At 36.4% G+C, this 23,600-nt stretch carries 22 protein-coding genes; all 22 read left to right on the top strand.

From position 1 onward, the window contains the following. On the top strand, positions 1-1,050 hold a 1,050-nt coding region (locus H9626_RS14765), incomplete at its 5' end, for a GT-D fold domain-containing glycosyltransferase (RefSeq protein WP_225231042.1). Then, complete coding sequence (locus tag H9626_RS14760) at positions 1,047-2,042, top strand: glycosyltransferase family 2 protein (RefSeq protein WP_191710978.1); 996 nt, start codon at positions 1,047-1,049, stop codon at positions 2,040-2,042. The genes H9626_RS14765 and H9626_RS14760, both read left to right, overlap by 4 nt. Beyond that, a complete protein-coding gene (locus tag H9626_RS14755) occupies positions 2,039-3,205 on the top strand; it encodes a glycosyltransferase (RefSeq protein WP_191710977.1) in 1,167 nt (388 codons plus the stop codon). The genes H9626_RS14760 and H9626_RS14755 overlap by 4 nt, the downstream gene beginning before the upstream one ends. Further along, positions 3,206-4,216, top strand: a complete 1,011-nt coding sequence (locus tag H9626_RS14750) for a glycosyltransferase family 2 protein (RefSeq protein WP_191710976.1) — start codon at positions 3,206-3,208, stop codon at positions 4,214-4,216. Positions 4,217-4,688: 472 nt separating this feature from the next. Continuing rightward, the gene (locus H9626_RS14745; protein WP_306666770.1) at positions 4,689-5,837 is read left to right on the top strand and encodes a CDP-glycerol glycerophosphotransferase family protein; all 1,149 of its coding nucleotides are present in this window, start codon (positions 4,689-4,691) and stop codon (positions 5,835-5,837) included. Beyond that, the gene (locus tag H9626_RS14740) at positions 5,834-6,253 is read left to right on the top strand and encodes an adenylyltransferase/cytidyltransferase family protein (RefSeq protein WP_191710974.1); all 420 of its coding nucleotides are present in this window, start codon (positions 5,834-5,836) and stop codon (positions 6,251-6,253) included. The genes H9626_RS14745 and H9626_RS14740 overlap by 4 nt, the downstream gene beginning before the upstream one ends. Then, positions 6,250-7,449 carry a glycosyltransferase gene (locus H9626_RS14735; RefSeq protein ID WP_191710973.1) on the top strand — a complete coding sequence of 400 codons (1,200 nt, stop codon included), beginning with the start codon at positions 6,250-6,252 and terminating at the stop codon, positions 7,447-7,449. Before H9626_RS14740 ends, H9626_RS14735 begins: the two co-directional genes overlap by 4 nt. Next, on the top strand, positions 7,446-8,660 hold the full coding sequence (locus tag H9626_RS14730) for a glycosyltransferase (RefSeq protein ID WP_191710972.1): 1,215 nt from the start codon (positions 7,446-7,448) through the stop codon (positions 8,658-8,660). Before H9626_RS14735 ends, H9626_RS14730 begins: the two co-directional genes overlap by 4 nt. Then, entirely contained in the window at positions 8,650-9,351 is a 702-nt protein-coding gene (locus tag H9626_RS14725; RefSeq protein ID WP_191710971.1) for a glycosyltransferase family 32 protein, read from the top strand. The genes H9626_RS14730 and H9626_RS14725 overlap by 11 nt, the downstream gene beginning before the upstream one ends. Before the next feature lie 7 nt (positions 9,352-9,358). After that, on the top strand, positions 9,359-10,264 hold the full coding sequence (locus tag H9626_RS14720; RefSeq protein WP_191710970.1) for a glycosyltransferase family 2 protein: 906 nt from the start codon (positions 9,359-9,361) through the stop codon (positions 10,262-10,264). After that, complete coding sequence (locus H9626_RS14715; protein ID WP_191710969.1) at positions 10,257-11,393, top strand: glycosyltransferase family 1 protein; 1,137 nt, start codon at positions 10,257-10,259, stop codon at positions 11,391-11,393. The genes H9626_RS14720 and H9626_RS14715 overlap by 8 nt, the downstream gene beginning before the upstream one ends. Further along, positions 11,386-12,414 carry a glycosyltransferase family 2 protein gene (locus H9626_RS14710; RefSeq protein WP_191710968.1) on the top strand — a complete coding sequence of 343 codons (1,029 nt, stop codon included), beginning with the start codon at positions 11,386-11,388 and terminating at the stop codon, positions 12,412-12,414. The genes H9626_RS14715 and H9626_RS14710 overlap by 8 nt, the downstream gene beginning before the upstream one ends. Before the next feature lie 13 nt (positions 12,415-12,427). Then, positions 12,428-13,561 carry a glycosyltransferase family 4 protein gene (locus H9626_RS14705; protein WP_191710967.1) on the top strand — a complete coding sequence of 378 codons (1,134 nt, stop codon included), beginning with the start codon at positions 12,428-12,430 and terminating at the stop codon, positions 13,559-13,561. A gap of 9 nt (positions 13,562-13,570) precedes the next feature. Beyond that, positions 13,571-14,566 carry a glycosyltransferase family 2 protein gene (locus tag H9626_RS14700; RefSeq protein ID WP_191710966.1) on the top strand — a complete coding sequence of 332 codons (996 nt, stop codon included), beginning with the start codon at positions 13,571-13,573 and terminating at the stop codon, positions 14,564-14,566. A 352-nt stretch (positions 14,567-14,918) separates the two neighbouring features. Next, positions 14,919-16,304, top strand: coding sequence for an ArnT family glycosyltransferase (locus tag H9626_RS14695; protein WP_191710965.1), 1,386 nt, complete (start codon positions 14,919-14,921; stop codon positions 16,302-16,304). 16 nt (positions 16,305-16,320) lie between these two features. Beyond that, positions 16,321-16,776, top strand: a complete 456-nt coding sequence (locus H9626_RS14690) for a DUF4251 domain-containing protein (protein WP_191710964.1) — start codon at positions 16,321-16,323, stop codon at positions 16,774-16,776. Positions 16,777-16,782: 6 nt separating this feature from the next. After that, positions 16,783-17,391, top strand: coding sequence for a sugar transferase (locus tag H9626_RS14685; RefSeq protein ID WP_191710963.1), 609 nt, complete (start codon positions 16,783-16,785; stop codon positions 17,389-17,391). Positions 17,392-17,397: 6 nt separating this feature from the next. After that, entirely contained in the window at positions 17,398-17,994 is a 597-nt protein-coding gene (locus tag H9626_RS14680; protein WP_191710962.1) for an acetyltransferase, read from the top strand. Then, positions 17,991-19,127: a glycosyltransferase family 4 protein gene (locus tag H9626_RS14675; RefSeq protein ID WP_191710961.1), complete on the top strand. Its 1,137-nt coding sequence runs from the start codon at positions 17,991-17,993 to the stop codon at positions 19,125-19,127. Before H9626_RS14680 ends, H9626_RS14675 begins: the two co-directional genes overlap by 4 nt. 2 nt (positions 19,128-19,129) lie before the next feature. Next, on the top strand, positions 19,130-19,897 hold the full coding sequence (locus tag H9626_RS14670) for an ElyC/SanA/YdcF family protein (protein ID WP_191710960.1): 768 nt from the start codon (positions 19,130-19,132) through the stop codon (positions 19,895-19,897). Between the two features lie 233 nt (positions 19,898-20,130). Continuing rightward, positions 20,131-21,897: a hypothetical protein gene (locus tag H9626_RS14665; protein ID WP_191710959.1), complete on the top strand. Its 1,767-nt coding sequence runs from the start codon at positions 20,131-20,133 to the stop codon at positions 21,895-21,897. A 14-nt stretch (positions 21,898-21,911) separates the two neighbouring features. Beyond that, the gene (locus tag H9626_RS14660) at positions 21,912-23,354 is read left to right on the top strand and encodes a DUF5723 family protein (protein WP_225231041.1); all 1,443 of its coding nucleotides are present in this window, start codon (positions 21,912-21,914) and stop codon (positions 23,352-23,354) included. The last annotated feature ends 246 nt before the right edge of the window (positions 23,355-23,600 follow it).

Here is a 23,600-nt window from a genome sequence, read left to right as displayed (position 1 = left end):
ATTTTGATAATAGAGGCAATAATATCTTTGATTTTGTTTTTTGGAGTATATGAATTGATACCATTATATGGATATAAAGAATTAATATCATTAATAGAAACAACTATGGGAAATCGTAAAATGGTTAGATCTTTTGTTCGTTTTTTGAAAGTAGAAAGAGATTATGTTTGTCGATTAAAATTTATAATTTATTTCTTGTTTCATTATTTATTTGATAAGAAATTTTCATTGTTAAAGAGAGTACAAATTAGGGGAAATGTAGATACTGTTAATTATATAATAAAAAATCATGTTTCTGTAAGTCGATTCGGAGATGGCGAATTTAAATTGATATCTGGATGCGATACTGATTTTCAAAAATATAATTCGGATATTCAAGGAAAATTATTGGAAGTTTTACGTTCATCTCGAAAGAATCATATTGTTTGCTTACCCTATGCCTGGAAATCTTTGTCGCAGTTTAAATATCGGGTTTTTGAATATTGGGGAGCTTATTTAAATAAAAATTTGGAAAGAAATATACTGCCGTATATAGATTTTAATAAAATATATTATGATGCTAGTTTCACTAGATTTTACATGGATTATCGCAATGATAAAAATGCATGTATGATTTTGCCATTAATAAAAAAAATTTGGGAGGGACAGCATATTTATATAATAGAGGGTGAATATAGCCGTTTAGGTGTAAATAATGATTTGTTTGATAATGCGTCAAGTATTCATCGTATTATTTGCCCGTCATTAAATGCTTTTTCTGTTTATGATCAGATTTTATGTAGAGTGACTTCTTTGGTATCAAAAAAGAATTTGATTTTAATAGCATTAGGAATGACTGCTACTTGCTTGGCTTATGATTTGTCTCAGAAAGGATATTGGGCTATTGATATTGGGCATATTGATGTTGAATATGAATGGTATAAAATGAAAGCTGTTTCAAAGATTTCCATACCTAATAAATATGTGGCGGAGAGTTCCGAGAAGTTTGTGACTAATGGTGAAATGAATCCTCTTTATACAGAACAAATTATAGCAACGATAGAAAAATGAAAGAACAAGTTTTAGTTTCAATTATAGTTCCTGTATATAATAGCGGATTATATTTATCTGATTGTTTAAATTCTATTAGTCATCAGACTTATAAGACTTATGAGTTGATATTGATAAATGATGGAAGTACAGATAATTCCGTAGAAATTATAAAAAACTTTATTAGGGGGAATAGTCATGTTAGAGTTGTATTGATAGATCTTGCTCAAAATGTAGGTCAATCAGCGGCCAGAAATAAAGGTATACAAAATGCTTTGGGAAAGTATTTGTTGTTTGTTGATAGTGATGATACTATTTCTTCTGATTGTTTGGAAAGAATGGTGGGGCTAGCAGAAAGAGAACAATTGAATATGGTTATAGGTGAAAATGTAATAATAGGTGAAAATGTAAGATATGTAAAAGTTGGATTTAATGATGAGATTATTAGGGATAATGTAACAATATTGAGGCTGTTTACAGAGTTTCGATGGTATAATCCAGCTTGGAACAAGTTGGTTCGTACGGATGTGATAAAACAAAATAATTTATATTTTAAAGAAGGTTATATTTTTGAAGATGAATTATGGAGTTTTTTATTGGCTATAAATCTTCAGTCTATGGGAGTTATTCGTGCTCCGTTATATAATTATTATATTCGTTCTAATTCTACAATGGCGAATAATCAAAATTTGAAACGTTGGTTAGGATTGCAAAAAATTCTGCCGGATTTTAAAGTTTATATAACTAATGCAAATTTGTTAACGAATTTGTTTGTTAGTAGGTTTTTTCTATTGAAATTAGTGACTGTAATAAATGGATTAGAGGCTAATAATTATATTTCTGCAAAGAACTTTAAGTATCTAAGAAAATTGAATTATGTCAATTTGTTTTTCTTATATAAGAAAGGTTTTTTGACAATAAGGGAATTAATAGCATATTTATATTTAAATTTACCAGAATGGATCTCTTATGCTTATTATAAGATGATTCGTTTTTATATTAATATAAAATGAAGAAAATATTTTTTCTTTTGTCTTCTATGAATGTAGGAGGAGTAGAGAAATCCTTTTTAAGTTTATTGACTCTTATAGATCCTCAATACTATGAAATACATCTTGGATTATTGCAGTTAAAAGGTGGTTTTGAAAAAGATATTCCTTCTTGGGTACATATACATCATATTAATTGTTATGATAAATATCATTCTATAGTACATGATCCTCCTCTAACTTATATTAAAGAAATGATATATTCTAAGTGTTTAGGGAGGGCAATAGTTCATATATTGCTTTATATGCATTATAAATTGACAGGAACACGTTATTTATTATATCGTTATTTCATGCGTGATGAGCCTGTTATGACGGAAGTTTTTGATTTGGCTATATCTTATGCCGGTCCATCTCAGCATATTGATTATTATATCTGTGAGAAAGTGAAAGCGCGTGTTAAATGCGGATGGATTCATTTTGATATATCTAAATTTGGCATAGATTATGGTATGACAAAGCGATTATATAAAAAATATACTCGGATTTTTTGTGTCAGCCAAACTGCTAAAGCTATTTTTGATAGAACATTTCCAATGTTTAAAGAGCGTACAGAAGTATTTTATAATGTTATAAGTCCTACTTTTATTAAACAACAAGCTGATATAGGAGATACATTTTCAGATTGTTTTAAAGGAAAGCGCATTCTTACTGTTGGCCGGATATCTAATGAGAAAGGGCAATTAGAGGCTATTGATGCTCTTGCTATTCTATTAAAACAAAATATTAATGTGAAATGGTATTTTATAGGGGATGGAAAGTCACGGGTTATTTGTGAAAAGCGTGCGAAAGAATTAGGTATTTCTGAATATGTTGAATTTTTAGGAACGAGGGTTAATCCTTATCCTTTTATGAAAGATTGTGATATATATGTTCAATCTTCAAGGCATGAAGGATTTTGTATTACGTTAGCAGAAGCTCGTATTTTTGGAATGCCTATTGTTGCAACTGATTTTGTTGGGGCGCGTGAACAACTTGCATCGCGCTCGAATGCTTTTGTTACGGGGATGTCTTCGGATGAGATAGCGGAAGGAATAATTATGGCATGTGAAGCCCATAAAATAGAGGATATTGTTATTTCTGATATACCCCAAACTGATATTAAAGAACTTGTAGGATTGATATAAATGATGAATACACCTTGTATTTCTGTTATAATACCTTGTTATAATGTTGATTCTTATATTGAAGAATGTGTAAAGAGTGTAATTTCTCAAACGTTTAGAGATATTGAGATTATTATAGTTGATGACGGATCTACAGATAGTTCTCCACAAATTTGTGAAGAATTAGCAAAACAAGATAGCCGAATTCGCATTGTTCATAAAATAAATGGTGGGCTTTCGGATGCTCGTAATGTTGGTACTCAAATGGCTGTAGGTGAATTTATTTTTTATTTAGATGGTGATGATAGGCTTGTATCTGATGCTCTATATTTATTATATGGTATAGCCAAAGATAAAAATGCTGATATTGTGCAAGGTAATTTTTATTATGATTATTCTCAATATTTTCTTGTAGATAATCGTTTCTTGAAATCTAATGCTGTAATATCGTTATCAGGCGTTAAGGCTATGGGAGAATTATTGAAGAACAGGTTCATCAAAAATTTTGCATGGGGAAAATTGATAAAAACAAGTTTGGCTAAAAAACATCCTTTTGTTAAAGGAGTGTATTTTGAAGATTCTTACTGGATGTATTTATTAATAGATGAGACACGAAATTATACAATAGTGAATGTACCTATCTATTATTATAGACAACGTAATGGCAGTATATCAGGGAGATTCTCTCTACGTCAGTTAGATTTATTAAAAGGTATGGAGCAACGGTTACTGTTTATTTTAAAAAAATATCCAATGTTTATAGATTTGGCTATGAATAAATATTGGGAAATGGCTTTCACTTTTTTTTATTTTTGTCAGAAAGAATATAGATCTCAATATGAAGATTATTGGTGCTCATTAAATATAAAATATAAAGTTCAAATAAGAAAAAGTATAAAAAAGTCATTTCGTCTTTTTTGTTTGTATCATTTACAAGAGCAAGCTCCTCCTTTTCTATCTGCTTGGTTCTTTTTTGAACGTATTTATCAGAGATTATTTTCTAAGAAGTTAATAAAAATTTTTCATGTATGAATTTTTTTTATTTATAGAGCGATTCAAACTGTTAGTGGACTTGTTTAAAGCCTTTTCGGTTTAGTCTTGAACATTGAAAACGCTAGCGGTAAAACCAAGTAACTTTTCGAATAGAAATTATCAACTCATCCGCATGAAATAAGTTACACTAACGGTAGTGTTTTTCGGGATATACACAAGTATTTCTTTATGTGATTGTGTAAGATAAGAAAGTTTAAATTGGTTCATTGTATATATTTTGTAATCGTATTTGTATATAATGATATGTATCTTGTTCAGGGACATTTTATTGAGATAAAAATGAAACTTTTATTAAGCAAAAGGAACTAACTGATTATTTTACTTTATATTTTAGTAAAGTAAAAAGCTTTTCTTTTTTTAGTTAGAGTCTACCTGATATATTCTAATTTACAAAAAAATTATTCAATGAAATTAATGAATAAGATATAGATTGGTTTTGTAAGAGTTTTGAATGGAATTTTTTGATATGAAAAGATTTATTTATAGTTGCCTAAGCTGGCTCTTTATTCTTTTTTTTCCAATAAAGAGGAATAAAATCTTTTTTATGAGTTATTATGGAAATCAATATGGATGTAATCCTAAATATTTAAGTCAATATATCGTTACTCATTATCCTGATTATGATATTGTATGGGCATTTGTTCATCCCAAAATATACCATAATATATCAGGAATTCGGACTGTGAAATATTTATCTATTCGGTATTTCTATGAATTATGTACGTGTAAAGTATTGATTACTAACTATCGAATGACTTTATTTTTTAAAAAAAGAAAAGGACAATATTATATACAAACATGGCATAGTTCATTGAGGTTAAAGATGATAGAAAAAGATGCTGAACACACACTTCCTTTAAATTATAAAGAGATGGCATTAAAAGATTCTTTAAATATAGATTATTTGATTTCAGGATGTGCATATAGTACTTCTATTTTTCGTTCTTCTTTTTGGTATAAAGGGAATATTTTAGAATTGGGAACTCCGCGGAATGATTTATTTTTTAGCGCGAATACAGATGATATAAAACGTATTAAGGGTAATTTGAATATTCAAATATCACATAAAGTGTTGTTGTATGCCCCTACATTTCGTCAAAATAATCAATATAATTACTATGATTTGAATTATGAGGTGTTGTTACGAATATTAGAAAAGAATACTGATTCAAGTTGGAAAATACTTATTCGTTTGCATCCACATTTGTTGGCATGTTCAAATAATATCGTGAATAACTCTATTGTTCAAAATGTGACGGATTATGATGATATTCAAGAACTATTATTAATCTCAGATATATTGATTACGGATTATTCTTCTCTTATGTTTGATTTTGCACTAACTCAGCGTCCATGTTTTTTATATGCTCCAGATTTAGATGAGTATATAAAGAACGAGAGAAATTTGTATTTTGATATTCAAAGTCTTCCTTTTCCTATATCAAGAAATGAAGATGAGCTTGTACAGGCAGTATCTTCATTTGATCTTTTTCTATATAAAGAAAGGTTAATGTCTTTTTTCTCTAAAATAAAAACATTTGAATCTGGTAGTGCTTGTAAGAATATTTCAGAAAAAATTCAAGAAATAATAGAAAAATGAAAAAAATAATAGGTTATACAACGGGTGTATTTGATATGTTTCATATAGGTCATTTAAATATATTGAAACGGGCAAAAGAACAATGTGATTATTTAATAGTGGGAGTTTCTACAGATGAACTATGTTTAAGTTATAAGAAAAAGAAACCTATCATTCCTTTTGAAGAGCGAAAAGCTATAGTTGAGGCTATAAAATATGTAGATGAAGTGGTTCCACAAATTAATAGAGATAAGTTTGCAGCCTGGGAAAAGATTGGCTTTGATATAATGTTTGTTGGGGATGATTGGAAAAATTCAGCTTTATTTAATGAAGTTGAAAAAGAGTTGAATACAGTTGGAGTCAATATTGTATTTTTTCCTTATACAAAAGGTACTTCTTCTACGATATTACGTGAAAAGTTAGATAGTTTTTTATGAAAAAAAAAATTCTTTTTGTCATAGATTCTTTGATATGTGCTGGTGCAGAAAAGAGTCTAGTTACTCTTTTATCTTTATTAGATTATTCCAAATATGAAGTAGATTTGCAATTGTTTCATTATGGGGGGGAATTTGAACCTTTTCTCCCTCAAGAAGTGCATTTGCTTCATCCGTTAGAATATACATGTTTTGCGGAAAAATCAATATTAGCTCAAATTAAAGATATCTTATGTGGTAAATATTTTCGTTTTTTTATTGCTAGATTAAATTTTTCATTAAAGTTGAGATTGCATAAACAAGCTAATAATATTATGAAAGCTCGTCTTTATTGGGAAACGGTTGGTTCTGTTATTCCTCAATCAAAGCAAAAATATGATTATGCTATAGCTTATGCTCAAGGAATACCAACCTTTTATGTGGGAGATAAAATAACTGCAAATAAAAAATATGCTTGGGTTAATGTTTCTTATCGGTTAATGGGGAAAGAGAAAATATATCAATATAATTTTTATAAATGTTTCAATTCTATTGTATTGGTTTCGGATTCTGCAAAAAATGTATTTCAGAATATTTATCCGGATTTAATAGAAAAAATGATAGTTATATGGGATATATTAGATTATAGTTTTATAAAACAATTATCTCAGAAAGATAAGTCATATACAGATGGATTTTTAGGAGATAGAATTATTACAGTGGCTCGATTAAACAAGTATCAAAAAGGATATGATATAGCATTAGATGCTTGTAATATATTAAAGAATAGAGGTATAAAATTTAAATGGTATGCTCTAGGAAAAGGGGGATTTCGTCAAGAAATGGAACAATATATAAAAGAGCATAATTTAGAAGATTATTTTATATTATTAGGTACAACACCTAACCCATATCCCTATATAAAAGATGCTGCTCTTTATGTACAAACTTCGCGTCACGAAGGATTTGGTTTATCTATAGCTGAGGCTCGTTTATTGAATATTCCTGTCGTGACAACCGAATTTGATGCAGTATATAATCAGATGATAAATGGGAAAAATGGATTGGTGGTTTCACAGAATCCAATAGCCGTAGCAAATGCAATAGAACATATTTTGAAAGATAAGAATTTGTATAATTCTATTGTGAATTATTTGAAAAACGAAAAGAAAGGTAATTCGGAGGAGATTCAAAAATTTTATCAGTTGTTAGATGCATGAAACCTCGTATTTTCATAGCCATTCACTACCTTGAACTTGGTGGGGCAGAAATAAGTTTGATAGGCTTGCTTAACGCAATAGATACTTCTCGGTACGATGTAGATTTGTTTGTGTACAGTCATCGTGGAGAGTTAATGAAGATGATTCCGTCCGGTGTACATGTACTTCCGGAAATTAAAGAGTATGCACAGATTGAGAAGCCTGTCAAAGAAGTCTTAAAGCAAGGCGGCTGGAAGATTGCGTTGGCAAGACTGTGGGCAAAGTTTCAATTCTCGCGTTATGTAAAACGCTGTCGTCCTAAAGAAGGATCGGCTATATTTCAATATGTGTTTAATGTAGTGACCCCTTTGCTTCCTGATTTATATAAATATGGAGAATATGATTTGGCTATCAGTTTCTTAACTCCTCATAATATTGTAGCAGAAAAAGTTCATGCCAAAAAGAAGATAGCTTGGATTCATACGGATTATACTCGAATCAGTGTTGATGTAGATAAAGAACTTCCTGTTTGGAGAAAGTTTGATAAAATAGTATCTATTTCACAAGATGTCACAAAAACTTTCTCTCTGATCTTTCCTTCTTTATCAGATAAGATAATAGAAATAAATAATATTTTGTCTCCATCGTTAGTACGAAAGCGGGCTGAAGAGTTTTCTGTGCTTCTTTCTAAAGAAGCAAGTCAGGTCAATCTGCTTTCAGTAGGACGCTATACGTTTGCTAAGAATTATGATAATGTACCGGATATTTGTAAACGTATAAGGGAAACGGGTTGTAATGTATATTGGTATATTATAGGATATGGAGGGGATGAGGCTTTGATACGTTCGAAAATAAAAGAGGCGGGTATGGAGGATTATGTAATTCTTTTAGGGAAAAAAGAAAATCCTTATCCCTATATGAAAGCGTGTGATATTTATGTACAGCCATCGCGGTTTGAAGGGAATTCGGTAACGGTTCGCGAGGCGCAGATGTTATGTAAGCCTGTAATAGTAACTGATTATCCGACAGCGCAAAGTCAAATTCTGCAAGGAATCGATGGAGTAATTGTACTGCTTGATAATATAAAATGTGCCCGAGGTATTGTGGAAGTGATAAAGAATAGAAATTTGCAAGACAAATTGGTTACTTATTTAAAGACACATGATTACGGGAATGAACAAGAGGTTGAGAAAATATATCAATTAATTTTGAGAGATAAAAATGATACCTAAGATAATACATTATTGTTGGTTCGGGGGAAATCCTCTACCTCAATTTGCTATTAAATGTATTGAAAGTTGGAGAAAATATTTCCCCAATTACGAAATTAAAGAATGGAATGAAAGAAATTTTGATGTTAACATAATTCCATATACTCGTGATGCTTATTTAGCAAAAAAATATGCATTTGTTAGTGATTACGCTCGTTTTTGGATACTTTATCATTATGGAGGTATTTATTTTGATACAGACGTAGAAGTTATACGTTCAATGAATGATTTGTTAGATAAAGGTGGTTTTATGGGGTGTGAAATTGATAAGGGAGATAATTATTCTGTGGCTCCCGGTTTAGGTATAGCGTCTGAAGCTCATCATCCTTTGTATTATAATATATTGGAAAAATATAAACATCTTCCATTCTTTTTGGAGGAGAATAGGATAAATCCTTATGCAGTTGTACGTATAACGACAGATGCCCTATTTGAAGCGGGCTTATTACCACAACCGAAAATTCAGACAATTCAAAATATAACGATTTATCCTGCTGATTTTTTCAATCCGTGGAATGATGTTTTAGGAAAAATGAATAAAACTTCTAATACAAGAAGTATTCATTGGTATTCTAAAACATGGATGAAGCCGCAGCCTATTATTTGGGTATGGATAAAGCGATATATGCATAGAATATTGGGTATAAAGTAATAAAGGTATGTTTATTTTAACAATATTTACTCCTGCCTACAATCGGGCACATACCATCGGAAGGACTTACGAAAGTCTTTGCCGTCAGACATGTAAAGACTTTGAGTGGCTGATTGTGGATGATGGCTCCTCGGATAATACACGAGCGTTGGTTGAAGGTTGGATGAAAGAGAATAAGATTCCGATACGGTACATTTATCAGCAGAATCAGGGAATGCACGGTGCGCATAACACTGCCTATCGGAACATTGAAACCGAGCTGAATACGTGTATTGACTCTGATGATTACATGCCTGATGATGCGGTAGATAAAATAATTACTTTTTGGAAACGAAATGGCTCAAATCGGTATGCCGGATTGATTGGTTTAGACCGGACGGAAGACGGAAAGATTATCGGAACAAAATTCCCTGAAAATATGAACTCTACCACGCTTTACGGGTTTTATGCACGGGGCGGAAAAGGGGACAAAAAGTTGGTGTATCGTACAGAAGTAATTCGGCAATATCCCGAATATCCTTTGTTTGATGGAGAACGTTATGTCAGTTTGGGATATAAGTATCAGTTGATAGATCAAGATTATGAATTACTGACGATGAACGAATCGTTGGTTGTTGTAGAATATCAGGCGGATGGTTCCAGCCGGAATATGTATAAACAGTACTGGAATAATCCGAAAGGATTTGCGTTTATCCGGAAAGCAGATATGAAGTTGATGCCGGGTTGGAAACGGAAATTTAGGGCATGTATTCATTACGTATCAAGTTCGTTACGTGCTAAAAATAAATATTTTATATCTGAGTCTCCGTTACCCCTTGCTACTTTGTTGGCATTTATTCCGGGATTTATATTGTATAAGTACACGGAGTATAAAGTTAAGTCTGATAAAAAGTTTAAATTGAAGCATGAGTGAACCGATAAGGATATTGAATTTATTCACCATAATGAACCGGGGTGGTGCGGAAACGATGGTGATGAATTACTATCGGAAGATAGACAAGACGAAGGTACAATTCGATTTTATGGTACATCGTCAGGAGCGTGGAGCATACGATGACGAAATCGAAGCAATGGGAGGGCGAATCTTTCGCATGTGCCCCATTTATCCGCAAAATATTTTTCGGTATAAGCGATTGTTAAGAGAGTTTTTTGATACTCATCCGGAATACAGAATATTGCATTCCCACATGTCCGAATTAGGTTATTTCGCTTTTAAGGAAGCTGTTCGTCATCATGTACCTGTCAGGATTTGTCATGCACATAATGCTCCTGTTTTTAAAAGCGAGACATGGAAAGAAAAATTAAAAAGATTGCCGCGTGAGTGCTTGGCAAAAAAGATTCGCGGTTTGTCTACCGATTTTTTTACTTGTAGTGAAGTAGCCGGAGAATGGTTGTTTGGAAGAAAAAATAGATACAACTTACAGTTTATGCCTAATGCGATTGATTCAAAATCGTTTAGTTACAATCTTCAGAAATCTATTGAAGCTAAAAAGTCGTTGGGTTGGGAAAATAAAATAATAATAGGCCATGTTGGTCGATTTTGTCCACAAAAGAATCATAATTTTCTGATAGATATATTTCAGGCGTTTCACCAAGTTCATTCGGAGAGTATGCTTATTTTGGTGGGAAGTGGAGATTTGATGGGGCCAATTAAGAAAAAAGTTCGTTCATTAGGATTAGATGAATCAGTTTGTTTTTTAGGAAATCGGGCGGATATGTCATTGTTATATAGTGCTTTCGATTTGTTTTTATTTCCCTCTTTTTACGAAGGACTTCCTGTGTCGTTGGTAGAAGCTCAAGCGGCAGGATTACCTTGTGTGGTTTCAGATACGATTTCTTGTCAGACTAAAATCTTACCTTCTTATGTTAAAGTATCTTTACAGGAATCGCCTGTCACATGGGCAGAACAAATGGATTCCATCTTGTTACGGTGGAAAAGAAAAGATACCTCTTCAGAAATTAAGCAAGCGGGATTTGATATAACTACCAATGCCGAGTGGCTAACTCAGTATTATATAAATCGTTTCAACGGAAATGAATAATCCTTTGGTATCAATTATTGTTCCCGTTTATAATGTGGAGACTTATTTATCTCAGTGTTTAGATTCTTTGCAGAACCAAAGTTATACGAATATAGAGGTAATAGTTATAGACGACGGCAGTAAAGATAATAGTTGGTCGGTACTTCAGAAATATGTGGTCGATAAACGTTTTTGTTGTATCTCTCAAAACAATCAAGGTGTTTCCAAAGCCCGTAATAAAGGATTGGGTTTGGCCAAAGGTGAATACATCATGTTTGTTGATGCTGATGATTGGTTAGACTGTGATGCTGTAACTGAGTGTGTGGAAGCTATGCAGGAATCAAACTCGGATGTTTGTCTGTTTGATTACATGCGTGAGTTTCAGAACATAAGCGAGCGAAGGTCATTGTTTGAAAAGTCACAGAGGTTTGATGAAAAGGCTTGTCAAGATTTGCAATGCCGTATGATTGCTCCGACAGGTACGGAGTTGGTTCGTCCGCAGACCTTAGATTCGTTTGGAACTATTTGGGGAAAGTTATATAAACGTTCGGTATTGACAGATATCAAATTTGTTGATTTGAAAGTGATAGGAACGGCGGAAGACACTCTGTTTAATTGCTTTGCTTTTTTGCAAATAAAAAAGGCTGTTTATTTACACGAAGCCTTTTATCATTATCGGAAATATAATGCAGGAGCAGAGACGAAAAAATATAAACCGGACTTGTATCAGCGTTGGAATAAATTGTTTGAGTATATGAGTCGGTCTGCCTGTTCTGAAAAAGCTCGTACAGCATTGTCTAACAGGATAGCACTGAGCATAATAGGATTAGGATTGAATGAATGTATGTCCGATCAATCGTTTTCGCAAAAAAAGAAACAGTTACTTCATATTATAGGGCAATCCCATTATAAAGAGGCTTATAGAGAATTAGATTTTACTTATTTTCCTATTCATTGGAAATTGTTTTTCTTTTGCGCAAAACATCGGTTGGCTACACCTTTATTATTGTTGTTAAAAGTTATACATCGAATAATCGGTTAAGTGGAACAAAGGTATGAAAATCGTATATTGTCTGAATAGTATTCGCGGATTGGGAGGTATTCAGAAAGTAACGTTGATAAAAGCGAATGCGTTGGCAGAAATTGCGGGGAACGAAATCTATGTCATCGTTACAGACAACTGGGAAAAACATGTATTGACGCAAGAAATATCCCCCAAAGTACATTTTATTAATCTGGAAGTTAATTACTATAAAGATGATTATAAATCAAGACTTCATCAGATAAAATCAAATTTGCGGATATTTCGTCATTATTTTCGTTTGCAGAAACAGATAAACCAGATAAAGCCCGATGTCATTATTTCGGTGGGGCAAGGAGAAAAATACATCATTCCGTGGTTAAGGACTAAGGCTGTAAAAATACGCGAAATCCATTTTAATTCAGCTTATCGTCATTATACATATAGTAAGAAGTGGGTTGCTAAGTTGTTAGATTTTGTAGATTATAAATTAAATGCACGAGGATATGATAAAATTGTTCTCTTGACCAAAGAGGATAAAGAAACCAATTTCCCGGATAATGATAAGTTTACGTATGTTCATAATCCATTGACATTGGAGAGGTCATCTTACTCTGATTGTCGTGAGCATACAGTGGTCTCAGTAGGGCGATTGGAATTACCGAAAGATTTTGAATCATTGATACGGGCATGGCAGTTTGTTCATAAAGCAGCTCCGGATTGGAAGTTGAATATTTGGGGAGAGGGTTCTCGCAGACCGTATCTAACTCATTGGATAAAAGAATTAGAGCTTGAGGATTGTGTTTTTCTGCAAGGCTATACAAGGGATGTACATGCAAAGTTGGAAGAATCTTCCGTCTTTGTACTATCTTCATTGTATGAGGGACTTCCTCTTGTCGTTTTAGAAGCGATGGGTTGTGGACTTCCTGTGGTTTCGTTTGCTTGTTCGTTCGGCCCGCGTGATATTATACAAGAAGGAGTGAATGGTTTTTTAGTGGAAAGTAGGAGCGAATCGGATTTAGCAGAGCGGATTATTCGTTTGATTCAGTCGCAAGAGTTGCGTGAACGTATGGGAAAGGCTGCATTGAAACGAACTAAAGATTTTGATATATCAATGATAGTGAAACAATGGATGAATCTGTTTAAAAAAGAATTACAAGAAAAATAGCGTTAAAGTATGAATAATTTACCTTCCCCCATTATAAGTATCATTGTTCCTGTTTATAATATCAAACATTATCTTCCGAAATGTTTGGATAGTATTGTTTCGCAAACATTTACCGATTTTGAGGTATTGATGATAGATGATGGATCTACCGATGGTTCAGGTGAGATTTGTGAGCAGTATAGCCGGAAAGACAAGCGTTTTATAACGATTCATCAGTTTAATCAGGGGGTTTCAGTAAGCCGTAATAACGGATTGCAACGGACGCAAGGGAAATATATCTCTTTTATAGATGGTGATGATTACATTCATCCGCAGATGTTGGAGCTATTATACAAAGCCATTAGGCAAGGTCATTATGATTTTTCGATGGTTCGTTATCAATCAGTCGGTGATGGGGAACAAATTGTATTTCAGAAAAATATTTCACCGTGTTTACATGAATTATCGAAGAAAGAAGTTATATGTGGGTTGTTTGGAAAGTCATGGGAAGATGCAATGTATATGGCTTGTTGGAATAAGCTATATGATAGTCGGTTATTGACAGATGTTCGTTTTACCAATATTAAGGCATCAGAAGATCTACTGTTTAATGTAGAAGTTTTCGGGAAAGTTTGTAAGGCGATTGAGGTAGAATGTAATTTGTATTATTATGTACAGCGGGGAACATCTATTTCTCATAGTATGTCAGAAAGACTGATAATTGATAGAATCAATGTTTCGTACGCTTGTTTAAAGTTTTTGTCTTCGGGTTCGGTAGAGGAAGCATATTGCATGACTAAGTTATACAAAGTATTGTTCAGTTCCCGTTTCCGGGTAAGGAAAGAAATGTACAGAAGAAATGTGATAAAACGGATTAAGGAAGTTCATAAACTGGTGTGTAAGCAATTTCTTCGTAGCAAGCACATATCAGCATTTTATAAAATATTATTCATGGGATTCTTTTATTGTCCCTTATTATATAAAGTCTTTATTGGTTTAACAGAGCTAAAAGCAAGAAAAGCATAATTTTGAGAGTCCTTGAGTTAATAATCATGACTCATTATTAATGAAAGAGGATATTTTAATTGATAAAGCGTGTATTTTATTTTTCGTATGTAGATAGGTATTCATTGATAGCGTTAGGAACTCACTATCCTCTTATTCTTGTATACCAATGGTTGGGGTTGGAAAATAAATATCTTATTGCTTTTTGTGTACTTGCTATCATGCCGGGAGTAATTGGGGTATTCAAAAAATATTTTCCATACCTTACAGCTCAAAAGGATTTGTTGGTTTACGATAATGGTTCTATCAGATGGTCAGTGTGGAAGAATCGACGTTAGTTTTTGTTATATCGTCTAATACCATGTCAGAATTTATGAAACAAAAAAAATGGGTTCTTTTACCCTTCCTTTTTTTACTTTTTTATATTTATTCTTTAAGCATTTCTCCTTATGGTGTGGATCATGGTTATTACGTATCCGTGAGTAAGTGTTTGTCAGAAGGAATGATTCCGTGGAAAGACTTTCAATTAATCTATACTCCGTTGGGTATGTACTTTATGGCTATTCCGTATATGGTTGGAGGACTAGGATTATCATCAGCGTGGGCACAGGCTGTATTTTTTCTTTTTATAGTAGGAACAGCCGTTTTAGTGTATTATATATTATCTGAATTTGATTTGAAAAATTCCACAAAATGGTTAAGCGTATTATTTTATTTGATGCTCTATTATTCATCAGATACATTGTCTGTTGAGCTAGAACCTTTTGCTGTTTTTTGGTGTTTGTTGGGAGTTTTGTTTTTGTTGAAGTTTAATAAACAAGAGAAAGGCACGTTATATTTGTACGGAGCAGGACTGTGTGCTACATTGTCTTTTTTATCCAAGCAATACGGAGTGATAATTTTACTTGTATATATTTTCATGTTGCTATTGGGAAAGCGGAAAAGGATAATGAACATTGGAATACTTTGCTCTTCATCATTGATAAGTGTTCTGGTTTATTATGTTTGGATGGGATGGATTGTTAATGACTTTAGCTTTTATCAAGATTTAATGGGTAATGACTACCCAAGCAGATGGCAAACTTTTTTTTCTTGGGGAGTTAAGTTCTTCTTCTTAAAGTCATGTGTTTTTATAGTCATATTACCTGTTGTTTATTCCAAACTGAGCAGTGTCAAAAAAAGAATGGTGTTGATTTCGATTGTGGGAATATTGCTCTTCTCGTTACAGTTTTATGTCCGGCAATATTCTCATTATTGCTTGTTTATGTATCCATTTGTTGTTTTTATTTTTGCTTTTGTTTGGGATTCGATTACCTATAAGTTGTCATACTTGTTTCCGATTGGGAATATCTGTTGTGTTTTGATTTTATGTTATTTAGATTATGCACGAACGGAGCAGGGACAGATAAAACTGATCCAACAATCGCTTTATAAAGAAATATCCAAGCAACTTCCTGCACCGACAAAAACAATCGTAGGGATAAAGGAATGTTTGCAAGGACCTCAAATTTTTTCTGAAGTAGAAAATGTGAAACCTGTAAATTATTTATGTAATAAATTTGGTTTTGATTCTACCGAATATCCTGAACGTGTATTGAAACTTTTTCCGGATGCTGAATGTATGATAGTGGATGATGATTATTTGTCTTGGGTTTATCAATTAGATTCAATTCAAGTCAGTAAGCAATTACAAAGAATGTCATTAGTGACAACGATATATCCTTATAAAATAAAAATATATAAAACTGTAAGAAAGTAAATCAAATTAATATCTTATGAAATCGTTTGTATTGGTTATTACATGTTTTATCATGTCATTTGGCATGGAGGTAAAAGCATCAGTTTTTCATTTGAATCAAACTGTTGATCAAACCGTTACACAGGCGGTGAAAGAGAAAAACTGGAAGTTGAATGTAGATATGGCTTTCTTGAGCGATGGAAAAACTCAGGCGTTGCCTTCCGATTCGTGTTTTATGATGGTGAATGGGGCAGATGCTACCCTTTGTTTGCCGTATGTGGTGAACGAACAGAGTGATGAAAAGGTGAGTTTGCAAGGAAAAGTAACGGCTTATTCGTTCCGCGATAAGGGAGACCATTATACCGTTAATCTGCATGTTACGTGCGAAGCGAAAAACTATTCGTTTACGATACACGTGTATAAAGAAGATGGATTGGGGTCTATTCTGCTTAACTCGTCGAAATTGAGTTATAGCGCGGAGCTGGTAAAATGACAGCCTATGTATAGACACTGTTTGAAGCGTGTTTTCGATTTCTTGTTTGCATCGGTTGCCTTGTTGATTTTGTTGCCTGTTTTGCTGTTGATAACGGTAGGGCTGCATGTCGCTAACAAGGGGGCCGGTGCATTTTTTTTTCAGGAACGCCCCGGTAGATATGGCAAACTGTTCAGAGTCATTAAGTTTAAGACGATGACTGATGAACGCGACGAGCAAGGACAGTTGCTGCCCGATGCGGAGCGCCTGACGAAAATCGGAAAGATAGTACGCTCGCTTTCGATTGATGAATTACCTCAGCTGGTCAATGTGCTGAAGGGAGACATGGCGCTTATCGGGCCTCGGCCTCTGTTGCCCCAATACCTGCCTTTGTACAGTAAAGAGCAGGCACGCCGACACGAGGTACGTCCCGGTATTACAGGTTGGGCACAGGTTCACGGCAGAAATGCCATCAGTTGGACGAAAAAATTTGAGTTGGATGTGTGGTACGTAGATCACTGTTCGTTCCTGCTTGACGTGAAGATTTTTTTCCTGACCATCAAGAAAGTGCTGGTCAGGGAAGGCATTTCGCAGGAAGGACAGGCTACGATGGAATATTTTAACGGTAAGAATTAAGCAAAGATGTTTTTATACGGAGCAAGTGGTCATGCCAAAGTGATTATAGATATTCTGGAGGCTTGTGGCATGACGGTTGAAGGATTGATAGACGACAATCGGGAGAAAACAGAATTGTCGGGCTATCCGGTGTTTCATGAATGGCAGACAGACAAGTCGCCGTTGATAATAAGCATCGGCGATAATCGGATACGCCGGATGATAGCCGAACGTGTTGAGGCTGATTTCGGTGTGGCGGTTCATCCGTCGGCAGTCGTTTCGCGGCGGTGTACGTTGGGAGCGGGCACGGTGGTTATGCAGGGAGCGATTATTCAGAGCGATGCAGAGATAGGAAAACATTGCATCATCAATACCGGAGCCTCGGTAGACCATGAGTGCCGGATTGGGGATTTTGTTCATATATCGCCGCATTGTACGCTGTGCGGAAATGTTACCGTGGGCGAAGGAAGTTGGATAGGGGCAGGTTCTGTCATCATTCCCGGTGTGAAGATAGGGAAATGGAGTGTAATAGGTGCCGGTTCGGTAGTGACGAAAGACATCCCCGATGGTGTGCTGGCAGTAGGAAATAGATGTAAGGTCGTGAAAAGTGGATATAAGTTATGAAGCGGAAAGTGATTCGTATTACAACAATTCCAATGTCTTTGAATATCTTGTTTCCCGGACAACTGAAGATGTTGGCAGAGGAGTATGAAGTGGTAGCCGTTTCATCTCCCGGCAAAGAGTTAGACGAAGTGGGCAGGAGGGAAGGAGTACGCACGGTAGCCGTACCGATGGAGCGTCATATCTCGCCGTTTAAAGATTTAGTTTCGCTGTACCGGCTTGTCCGGCTGTTCCGTAAGGAGAAGCCGTGGATGGTACATTCGCATACCCCGAAAGCGGGACTGTTGGCGATGTTGGCGGCATGGATGTGTGGGGTTCCGGTGCGTATCCATACGTTTACCGGACTGGTGTTTCCTACGGCGGTAGGTATGAAGCAACGCCTGCTGATGGCTACCGACCGGTTGACGTGCGCTTGTGCCACGCTGGTTAATCCCGAAGGGAAAGGTGTGAAGCGCGATTTGGAGCGGTATCATATTACTTCGAAACCTTTGCGCATTATTGGCAACGGGAATGTAAACGGTATCGATTTGTCGTATTTCAGTCGGACGCAGGAGGTTTGTAAAACCGCTGCGACCGTTCGTGAAGAGGGCTGCGTTACGTTCTGTTTCGTTGGTAGAGTAGTGGGAGACAAGGGAATGAATGAACTGGTCCGGGCTTTTTTGCGTTTGTATGCGCAGCATACTCAGGTGCGGTTGCTGTTGGTCGGTCCTTTCGAAGATGAGTTAGACCCGTTGCAGCCCGATACCAAGCAAATCCTCTTGAACCATCCTGCCATACGTTTTATGGGTTGGCAGAGCGATATCCGTCCTTTCCTTGCCGCATCGGATGTTTTTGTCTTCCCCAGTTACCGCGAGGGCTTTCCCAATGTCGTTTTGCAAGCCGGGGCGATGGGGCTGCCTTGTATCGTGACCGATATCAACGGATGTAATGAAATCGTACAGGAAGGAGTGAATGGCTTGATTATTCCACCCCGCGATGAAAACAGTCTTTATGAGGCGATGTATAGGCTGGCAACACATCCGGAAGAGCGGGAATCAATGGCTCTACAGGCTCGTCCGATGATAGCGAATCGGTATGAACAGCATGATTTATGGAATAAGTTAAAAGAAATTTATCAAGCTCAAATCAAAAAATAGCTATGTATTTTATTCTCTCCTCGTTGCTTTCATTTGTTTGTAATCCTGTGTTTTATATCATTGTATGTTTGGTTTTGGCATGGTTGGTTAAGAACCGAATCGTAAAAAAAGTTTTATATGGAGTGAACATTGTTCTTGTTATATTGTTTACTAACCAGCCGTTTTCTCGGTTTGTCAAGGAACAATGGTATAAAGAGTATGACCATCCGCTTCCGGCAGGCAAGGTATATCAGTATGGCATTGTATTGGGCGGATACAGCAACTGGGACTGGGAAAGAAATCGAGTAGAATTTAGTGAGATAGCCGACCGCTTATTGGCTGGCATTTATTTATATAAACAAGGAACAGTTAAGAAATTGGTTTTAGCTTCCGATGGTTCGATTATCGAAAATCCTACGGGGCAGGGACCGAAAGGTAATCCGAGAGGGATGATGGCTTTCTTGCGGGCGATGGGTATGCCTGAGCATGATGTGATATTAGAGGTCAAGGCACGTAACACCCGAGAGAATGTTACACGCACGCTGGAGTTGCTGGGCGACAGTCTGCGCACTTCTCCTTCGCTGCTGATAACATCGGCAGTCCACATGCGCCGCTCGTTGTCGGCTTTCCAAGCCGAAGGTTTGCATCCGGACTATTACATTACCGATACGCAGGTGCGGATAGACGGTGAGGGAGACAGCTGGATGCCGTCGCTCCAAACCTTGTCTGAGTGGCCGGAACTGTTGCATGAGTGGATTGGGTATTTGGTGTATAAAGTAAAAGGATGGTGAGTCGTGGTAGAGGCTTTTTTCAACGTTATCCGGCATGATTCGGAGTGTGAAAAAATTCTACCCATAGTGCAGGTAAGTTCTATGGGTAGAACCGGGGAACTTTACCGCATGAAACAAGAAACGCTAACGGTTGCGTTTTCCAGAATATCTGATTAGATTTAATGTGTTGTTAATCAGACTTGTAGATTAGAACGGATTCATGATATTTTATTTATAATTTTAATGATAAAGATATGTTTAAAGGTAATTTGTTGAAATTCGTTTCGCATGGTGCATGGGCTTTTCTGATACTGGGAGTGACTGCGTGTGTAGATAACGACTACGATTTGACGAAAGACATTGATTACACCGTTACGGTGGGAGGTGACTTGAGTATTCCGGGGAGCAACACGGAAGCCATTACGCTGAAAAAGATTCTGGACATGGATGAAACCAGCATCGTGAAGGCCGATGAGAATGGCTTTTATTCGCTGGTAAAGTCAACGGCTCCGCAGCAAACCGATGTGAAGGTTGACAGTATTTTGTTTAATAACGAGATGTTTGATTCTGAAGGAGCGGAAACATTCCTTGAAATGCCTCAGGGGATGTTTGATGCGTTGCCTGAAAATGAGGCAATAGAGTATCCGGTTCAGCGGGAAGTTACATCGGTTACTGCTGAAAAAACAGACGTTACGGATGAGTTGCTGGCGATTGACAGCGCAGTTACGGAACTGCCAATGGATTTGGAATATCGTTTCCTGCCCGATAACGACTTGCAGAAGATTTATCTGAAAGCCGGATATCAAATTGATTTTCCGGATTACGTAGTAATATCGGAGGCTGAGAACACCGATAAATCGTTGATAGAAGTCCGCAATGGGAAAAGCATTTTCTTCAAAAAAGATTTGATGGTTAATGAAAACGGATTGAATATCCCCGTTATGATTCGCGTATTGGATTTTACCAATATGCCCGAAGGCAGTGGCTTTACTTATCCGAGCAAAATGAAAATAGACATGGAACTTGTTTCGGAAGGACAGATTTATTTCTATAAAAAAGACTTTGTGCAAAATACCAACCGGCATAACATTCATTTCATGAGAACGCCTCGACTGCGTGAGGGAAAGATTATGAACTGTAAGGTTAAGGTTCAGCCGGAGATAAACATCGAGATGGAATCGATACAGATAGATAATCTTCCGGACTTCTTGTCTGATGAAGACGTGGTAGTCGATTTGGTCGATCCCAAGTTTTATGTAACGGTAACCAACTCTGCTCCGGTGGATGTCAACCTTAATGCCACGATAACTGCGCATCGGAAAGACGGCAGTAGTTCCATTCAGGTAGGAGACAAACACGGTGTTCCGGTGGTGATACCGAAGAGTGTTGAAAATTATGTGATTTGTTTCCATAAACAAAACACCGAGGTTGAAGGTGCCGACCAGAGCATTCAGCTTACCGACATGGATGTGTTGATAGAAAAGATTCCTCAATATATCAGCATTGACGATATTGAATCGAACGTGCCCGACCGGTATTACTACGTGCGTCCGGGACGTACCTACTCCGTACTGACCGAAACTCGGATAGATGCTCCGCTGACGTTTGGCGAAAAAACAAATATTGTTTATCGGGATACGTTAGACGGATGGCATGAGGATTTGGATAAATACGACATGAAGGCTGCTACGATAACAATGGATGCCGTAAATGCTATACCGCTGAATATGAAACTGGACGTACAGGCGATTGACGTAAACGGCAATGAAATTCCGGACATCGTTGCTACGGTGGATAAAAGCATTGCCGCAGGCTATATGGAACAACCAACCACTACTACGATAACTATTCAGTTGACTTCACAAAATGGTTCGATATCTAAATTAGACGGTTTGTTGCTAATAGCTAACGCTACGTCTCCCGCCACGAATGAGTCACAACAGTTAAATGAGAATCAAACCTTGACGCTTACCAATGTGCGTGTATCGGTTAAAGGAGGAGTAAAAATAGATTTGAATTAAAAGACACTGAAGTTATGATAAAGAAATGTAGTTATTATTGTGGAACAAGTATTCTGTTGTGGTTGGTGTGTGTGTTTGCTGCTGTTGCTCAGCAGCCGCTTCGTTCGGGTTATTTCTTAGACGGTTTTTATTATCGTCATCAGTTGAATCCTGCATTTGCTGCCGAACGTAATTATATCAGTATCCCTGTCCTCGGAAATATCAACGTTGAGGCGCAGGGAAATATCGGAGTCAGTACGTTTTTATATCCGTATCAGGGCGACCGTCTGACTACTTTTCTGAATGAAAGCGTAGGAACGGATGAGTTTATCGGTAAGCTGAAAGACAGAAACCGTTTTAATGTTAATTTGAACCTGTCGGTGCTTTCTTTCGGATTCCATAAGTGGGGAGGATTCAATACTTTCGATATAAACCTGAAGTCATCTACCGGCTTTTCGTTGCCGTCTCAGTTGTTCGAGTTTATGAAGTTGGGTATGCAGGGCGAGAGTACGGAATATCGCATGGATAATATCAACATCCATACCAATAATTATGCTGAAGTGGCGCTCGGACACTCACGTCAGATTAACGAACGCCTGCGTGTAGGCGGTAAGTTCAAGCTCTTGGTGGGACTTGGTAATGCCAGTGTCAAGCTGAACGATGTACGTGTAAACCTCTCACAAGACAAATGGATGGTACAGGCGAACGGTGAAATGAATACTTCCGTCAAGGGACTGTATATGCCTACCAAGCAGGAGAGCGGCAAAGATGTGAATACCGAAGCCGAAAAAGACTTGGTAGACTGGGAAAACATTGACTTTGATACTCCCGGACTTTCGGGAATGGGTGCGGCAATTGATTTGGGTGCATCTTATAAGTTGAACAATGAAATTACCCTGTCGGCAGCGTTATTGGATTTCGGTTTCATCTCATGGCATAATACCATCCACGCTGTTACGTCCAATAAACCGTGGGAGTTTAGTGGCTTTCAAAACATTGCCATCGATTCGGATTTGGGTGATGACGACCCTAATTCGTTGGAATCTCAGATAGACGATTTGGGTAAGGGGTTGGAAGAATACGCCAGCTTTCACCGCCGTTCTACGGGAGGAAGTCGTACAGCCATGCTGGGAGCTACGCTCAACTTAGGTGCCGAATACGTTCTTCCGGTTTACCGGAAACTGAAATTCGGCTTCCTGTCTACCACCCGCATTAACGGAAAATACAGTTGGAGTGAAGGCAGACTGTCTGCCAATGTAGCCCCGGTATCATGGTTCGAAGCAGGAGTCAACTACGGGCTTTCCTCGTTCGGTTCGTCCTTCGGATGGATAATCAACTTCCACCCCGCCGGTTTCAACTTCTTTATCGGTATGGACCATCTGATGGTGAAAGTAACTCCACAGTATTTCCCTGTTCACCGCGCCAATGCCAACTTCAGCATAGGGTTTAACGTTCCTTTCGGTAAGAAGTGTTCATAAGGATTAATATTTTATCTGTATGGAAATAACCAACTGATTCTCTGCGAATCAGTTGGCTATTTTTGTTTGTTGTAATCCGGTGTTTATCCATAGCGCGTAGCATTAGTAATACGTAAGCATCCGATAAAGTACACATTGTAGATTTGTAAAAAACAACAAACTCTTCTTATCGTAAGCATTCGGTAAACCACGTTGCAAATTTTGTGAATTAGTTCCGAATCGGTGTTATTTGTAGTCGATTCGGAA

Source organism: Phocaeicola faecium (genome assembly GCF_014837055.1).
GTDB lineage: Bacteria > Bacteroidota > Bacteroidia > Bacteroidales > Bacteroidaceae > Phocaeicola > Phocaeicola gallinarum.
The sequence above is the reverse complement of the archived record's forward strand: the minus strand, read 5'-3'. Positions and strand labels throughout refer to the sequence as shown.

Coding starts and splice junctions, on each gene's coding strand:
- H9626_RS14760 (WP_191710978.1), top strand. CDS start 1,047: ATGAAAGAACAAGTTTTAGTTTCAATTATAGTTCCTGTATATAATAGC.
- H9626_RS14755 (WP_191710977.1), top strand. CDS start 2,039: ATGAAGAAAATATTTTTTCTTTTGTCTTCTATGAATGTAGGAGGAGTA.
- H9626_RS14750 (WP_191710976.1), top strand. CDS start 3,206: ATGATGAATACACCTTGTATTTCTGTTATAATACCTTGTTATAATGTT.
- H9626_RS14745 (WP_306666770.1), top strand. CDS start 4,689: ATGGAATTTTTTGATATGAAAAGATTTATTTATAGTTGCCTAAGCTGG.
- H9626_RS14740 (WP_191710974.1), top strand. CDS start 5,834: ATGAAAAAAATAATAGGTTATACAACGGGTGTATTTGATATGTTTCAT.
- H9626_RS14735 (WP_191710973.1), top strand. CDS start 6,250: ATGAAAAAAAAAATTCTTTTTGTCATAGATTCTTTGATATGTGCTGGT.
- H9626_RS14730 (WP_191710972.1), top strand. CDS start 7,446: ATGAAACCTCGTATTTTCATAGCCATTCACTACCTTGAACTTGGTGGG.
- H9626_RS14725 (WP_191710971.1), top strand. CDS start 8,650: ATGATACCTAAGATAATACATTATTGTTGGTTCGGGGGAAATCCTCTA.
- H9626_RS14720 (WP_191710970.1), top strand. CDS start 9,359: ATGTTTATTTTAACAATATTTACTCCTGCCTACAATCGGGCACATACC.
- H9626_RS14715 (WP_191710969.1), top strand. CDS start 10,257: ATGAGTGAACCGATAAGGATATTGAATTTATTCACCATAATGAACCGG.
- H9626_RS14710 (WP_191710968.1), top strand. CDS start 11,386: ATGAATAATCCTTTGGTATCAATTATTGTTCCCGTTTATAATGTGGAG.
- H9626_RS14705 (WP_191710967.1), top strand. CDS start 12,428: ATGAAAATCGTATATTGTCTGAATAGTATTCGCGGATTGGGAGGTATT.
- H9626_RS14700 (WP_191710966.1), top strand. CDS start 13,571: ATGAATAATTTACCTTCCCCCATTATAAGTATCATTGTTCCTGTTTAT.
- H9626_RS14695 (WP_191710965.1), top strand. CDS start 14,919: ATGAAACAAAAAAAATGGGTTCTTTTACCCTTCCTTTTTTTACTTTTT.
- H9626_RS14690 (WP_191710964.1), top strand. CDS start 16,321: ATGAAATCGTTTGTATTGGTTATTACATGTTTTATCATGTCATTTGGC.
- H9626_RS14685 (WP_191710963.1), top strand. CDS start 16,783: ATGTATAGACACTGTTTGAAGCGTGTTTTCGATTTCTTGTTTGCATCG.
- H9626_RS14680 (WP_191710962.1), top strand. CDS start 17,398: ATGTTTTTATACGGAGCAAGTGGTCATGCCAAAGTGATTATAGATATT.
- H9626_RS14675 (WP_191710961.1), top strand. CDS start 17,991: ATGAAGCGGAAAGTGATTCGTATTACAACAATTCCAATGTCTTTGAAT.
- H9626_RS14670 (WP_191710960.1), top strand. CDS start 19,130: ATGTATTTTATTCTCTCCTCGTTGCTTTCATTTGTTTGTAATCCTGTG.
- H9626_RS14665 (WP_191710959.1), top strand. CDS start 20,131: ATGTTTAAAGGTAATTTGTTGAAATTCGTTTCGCATGGTGCATGGGCT.
- H9626_RS14660 (WP_225231041.1), top strand. CDS start 21,912: ATGATAAAGAAATGTAGTTATTATTGTGGAACAAGTATTCTGTTGTGG.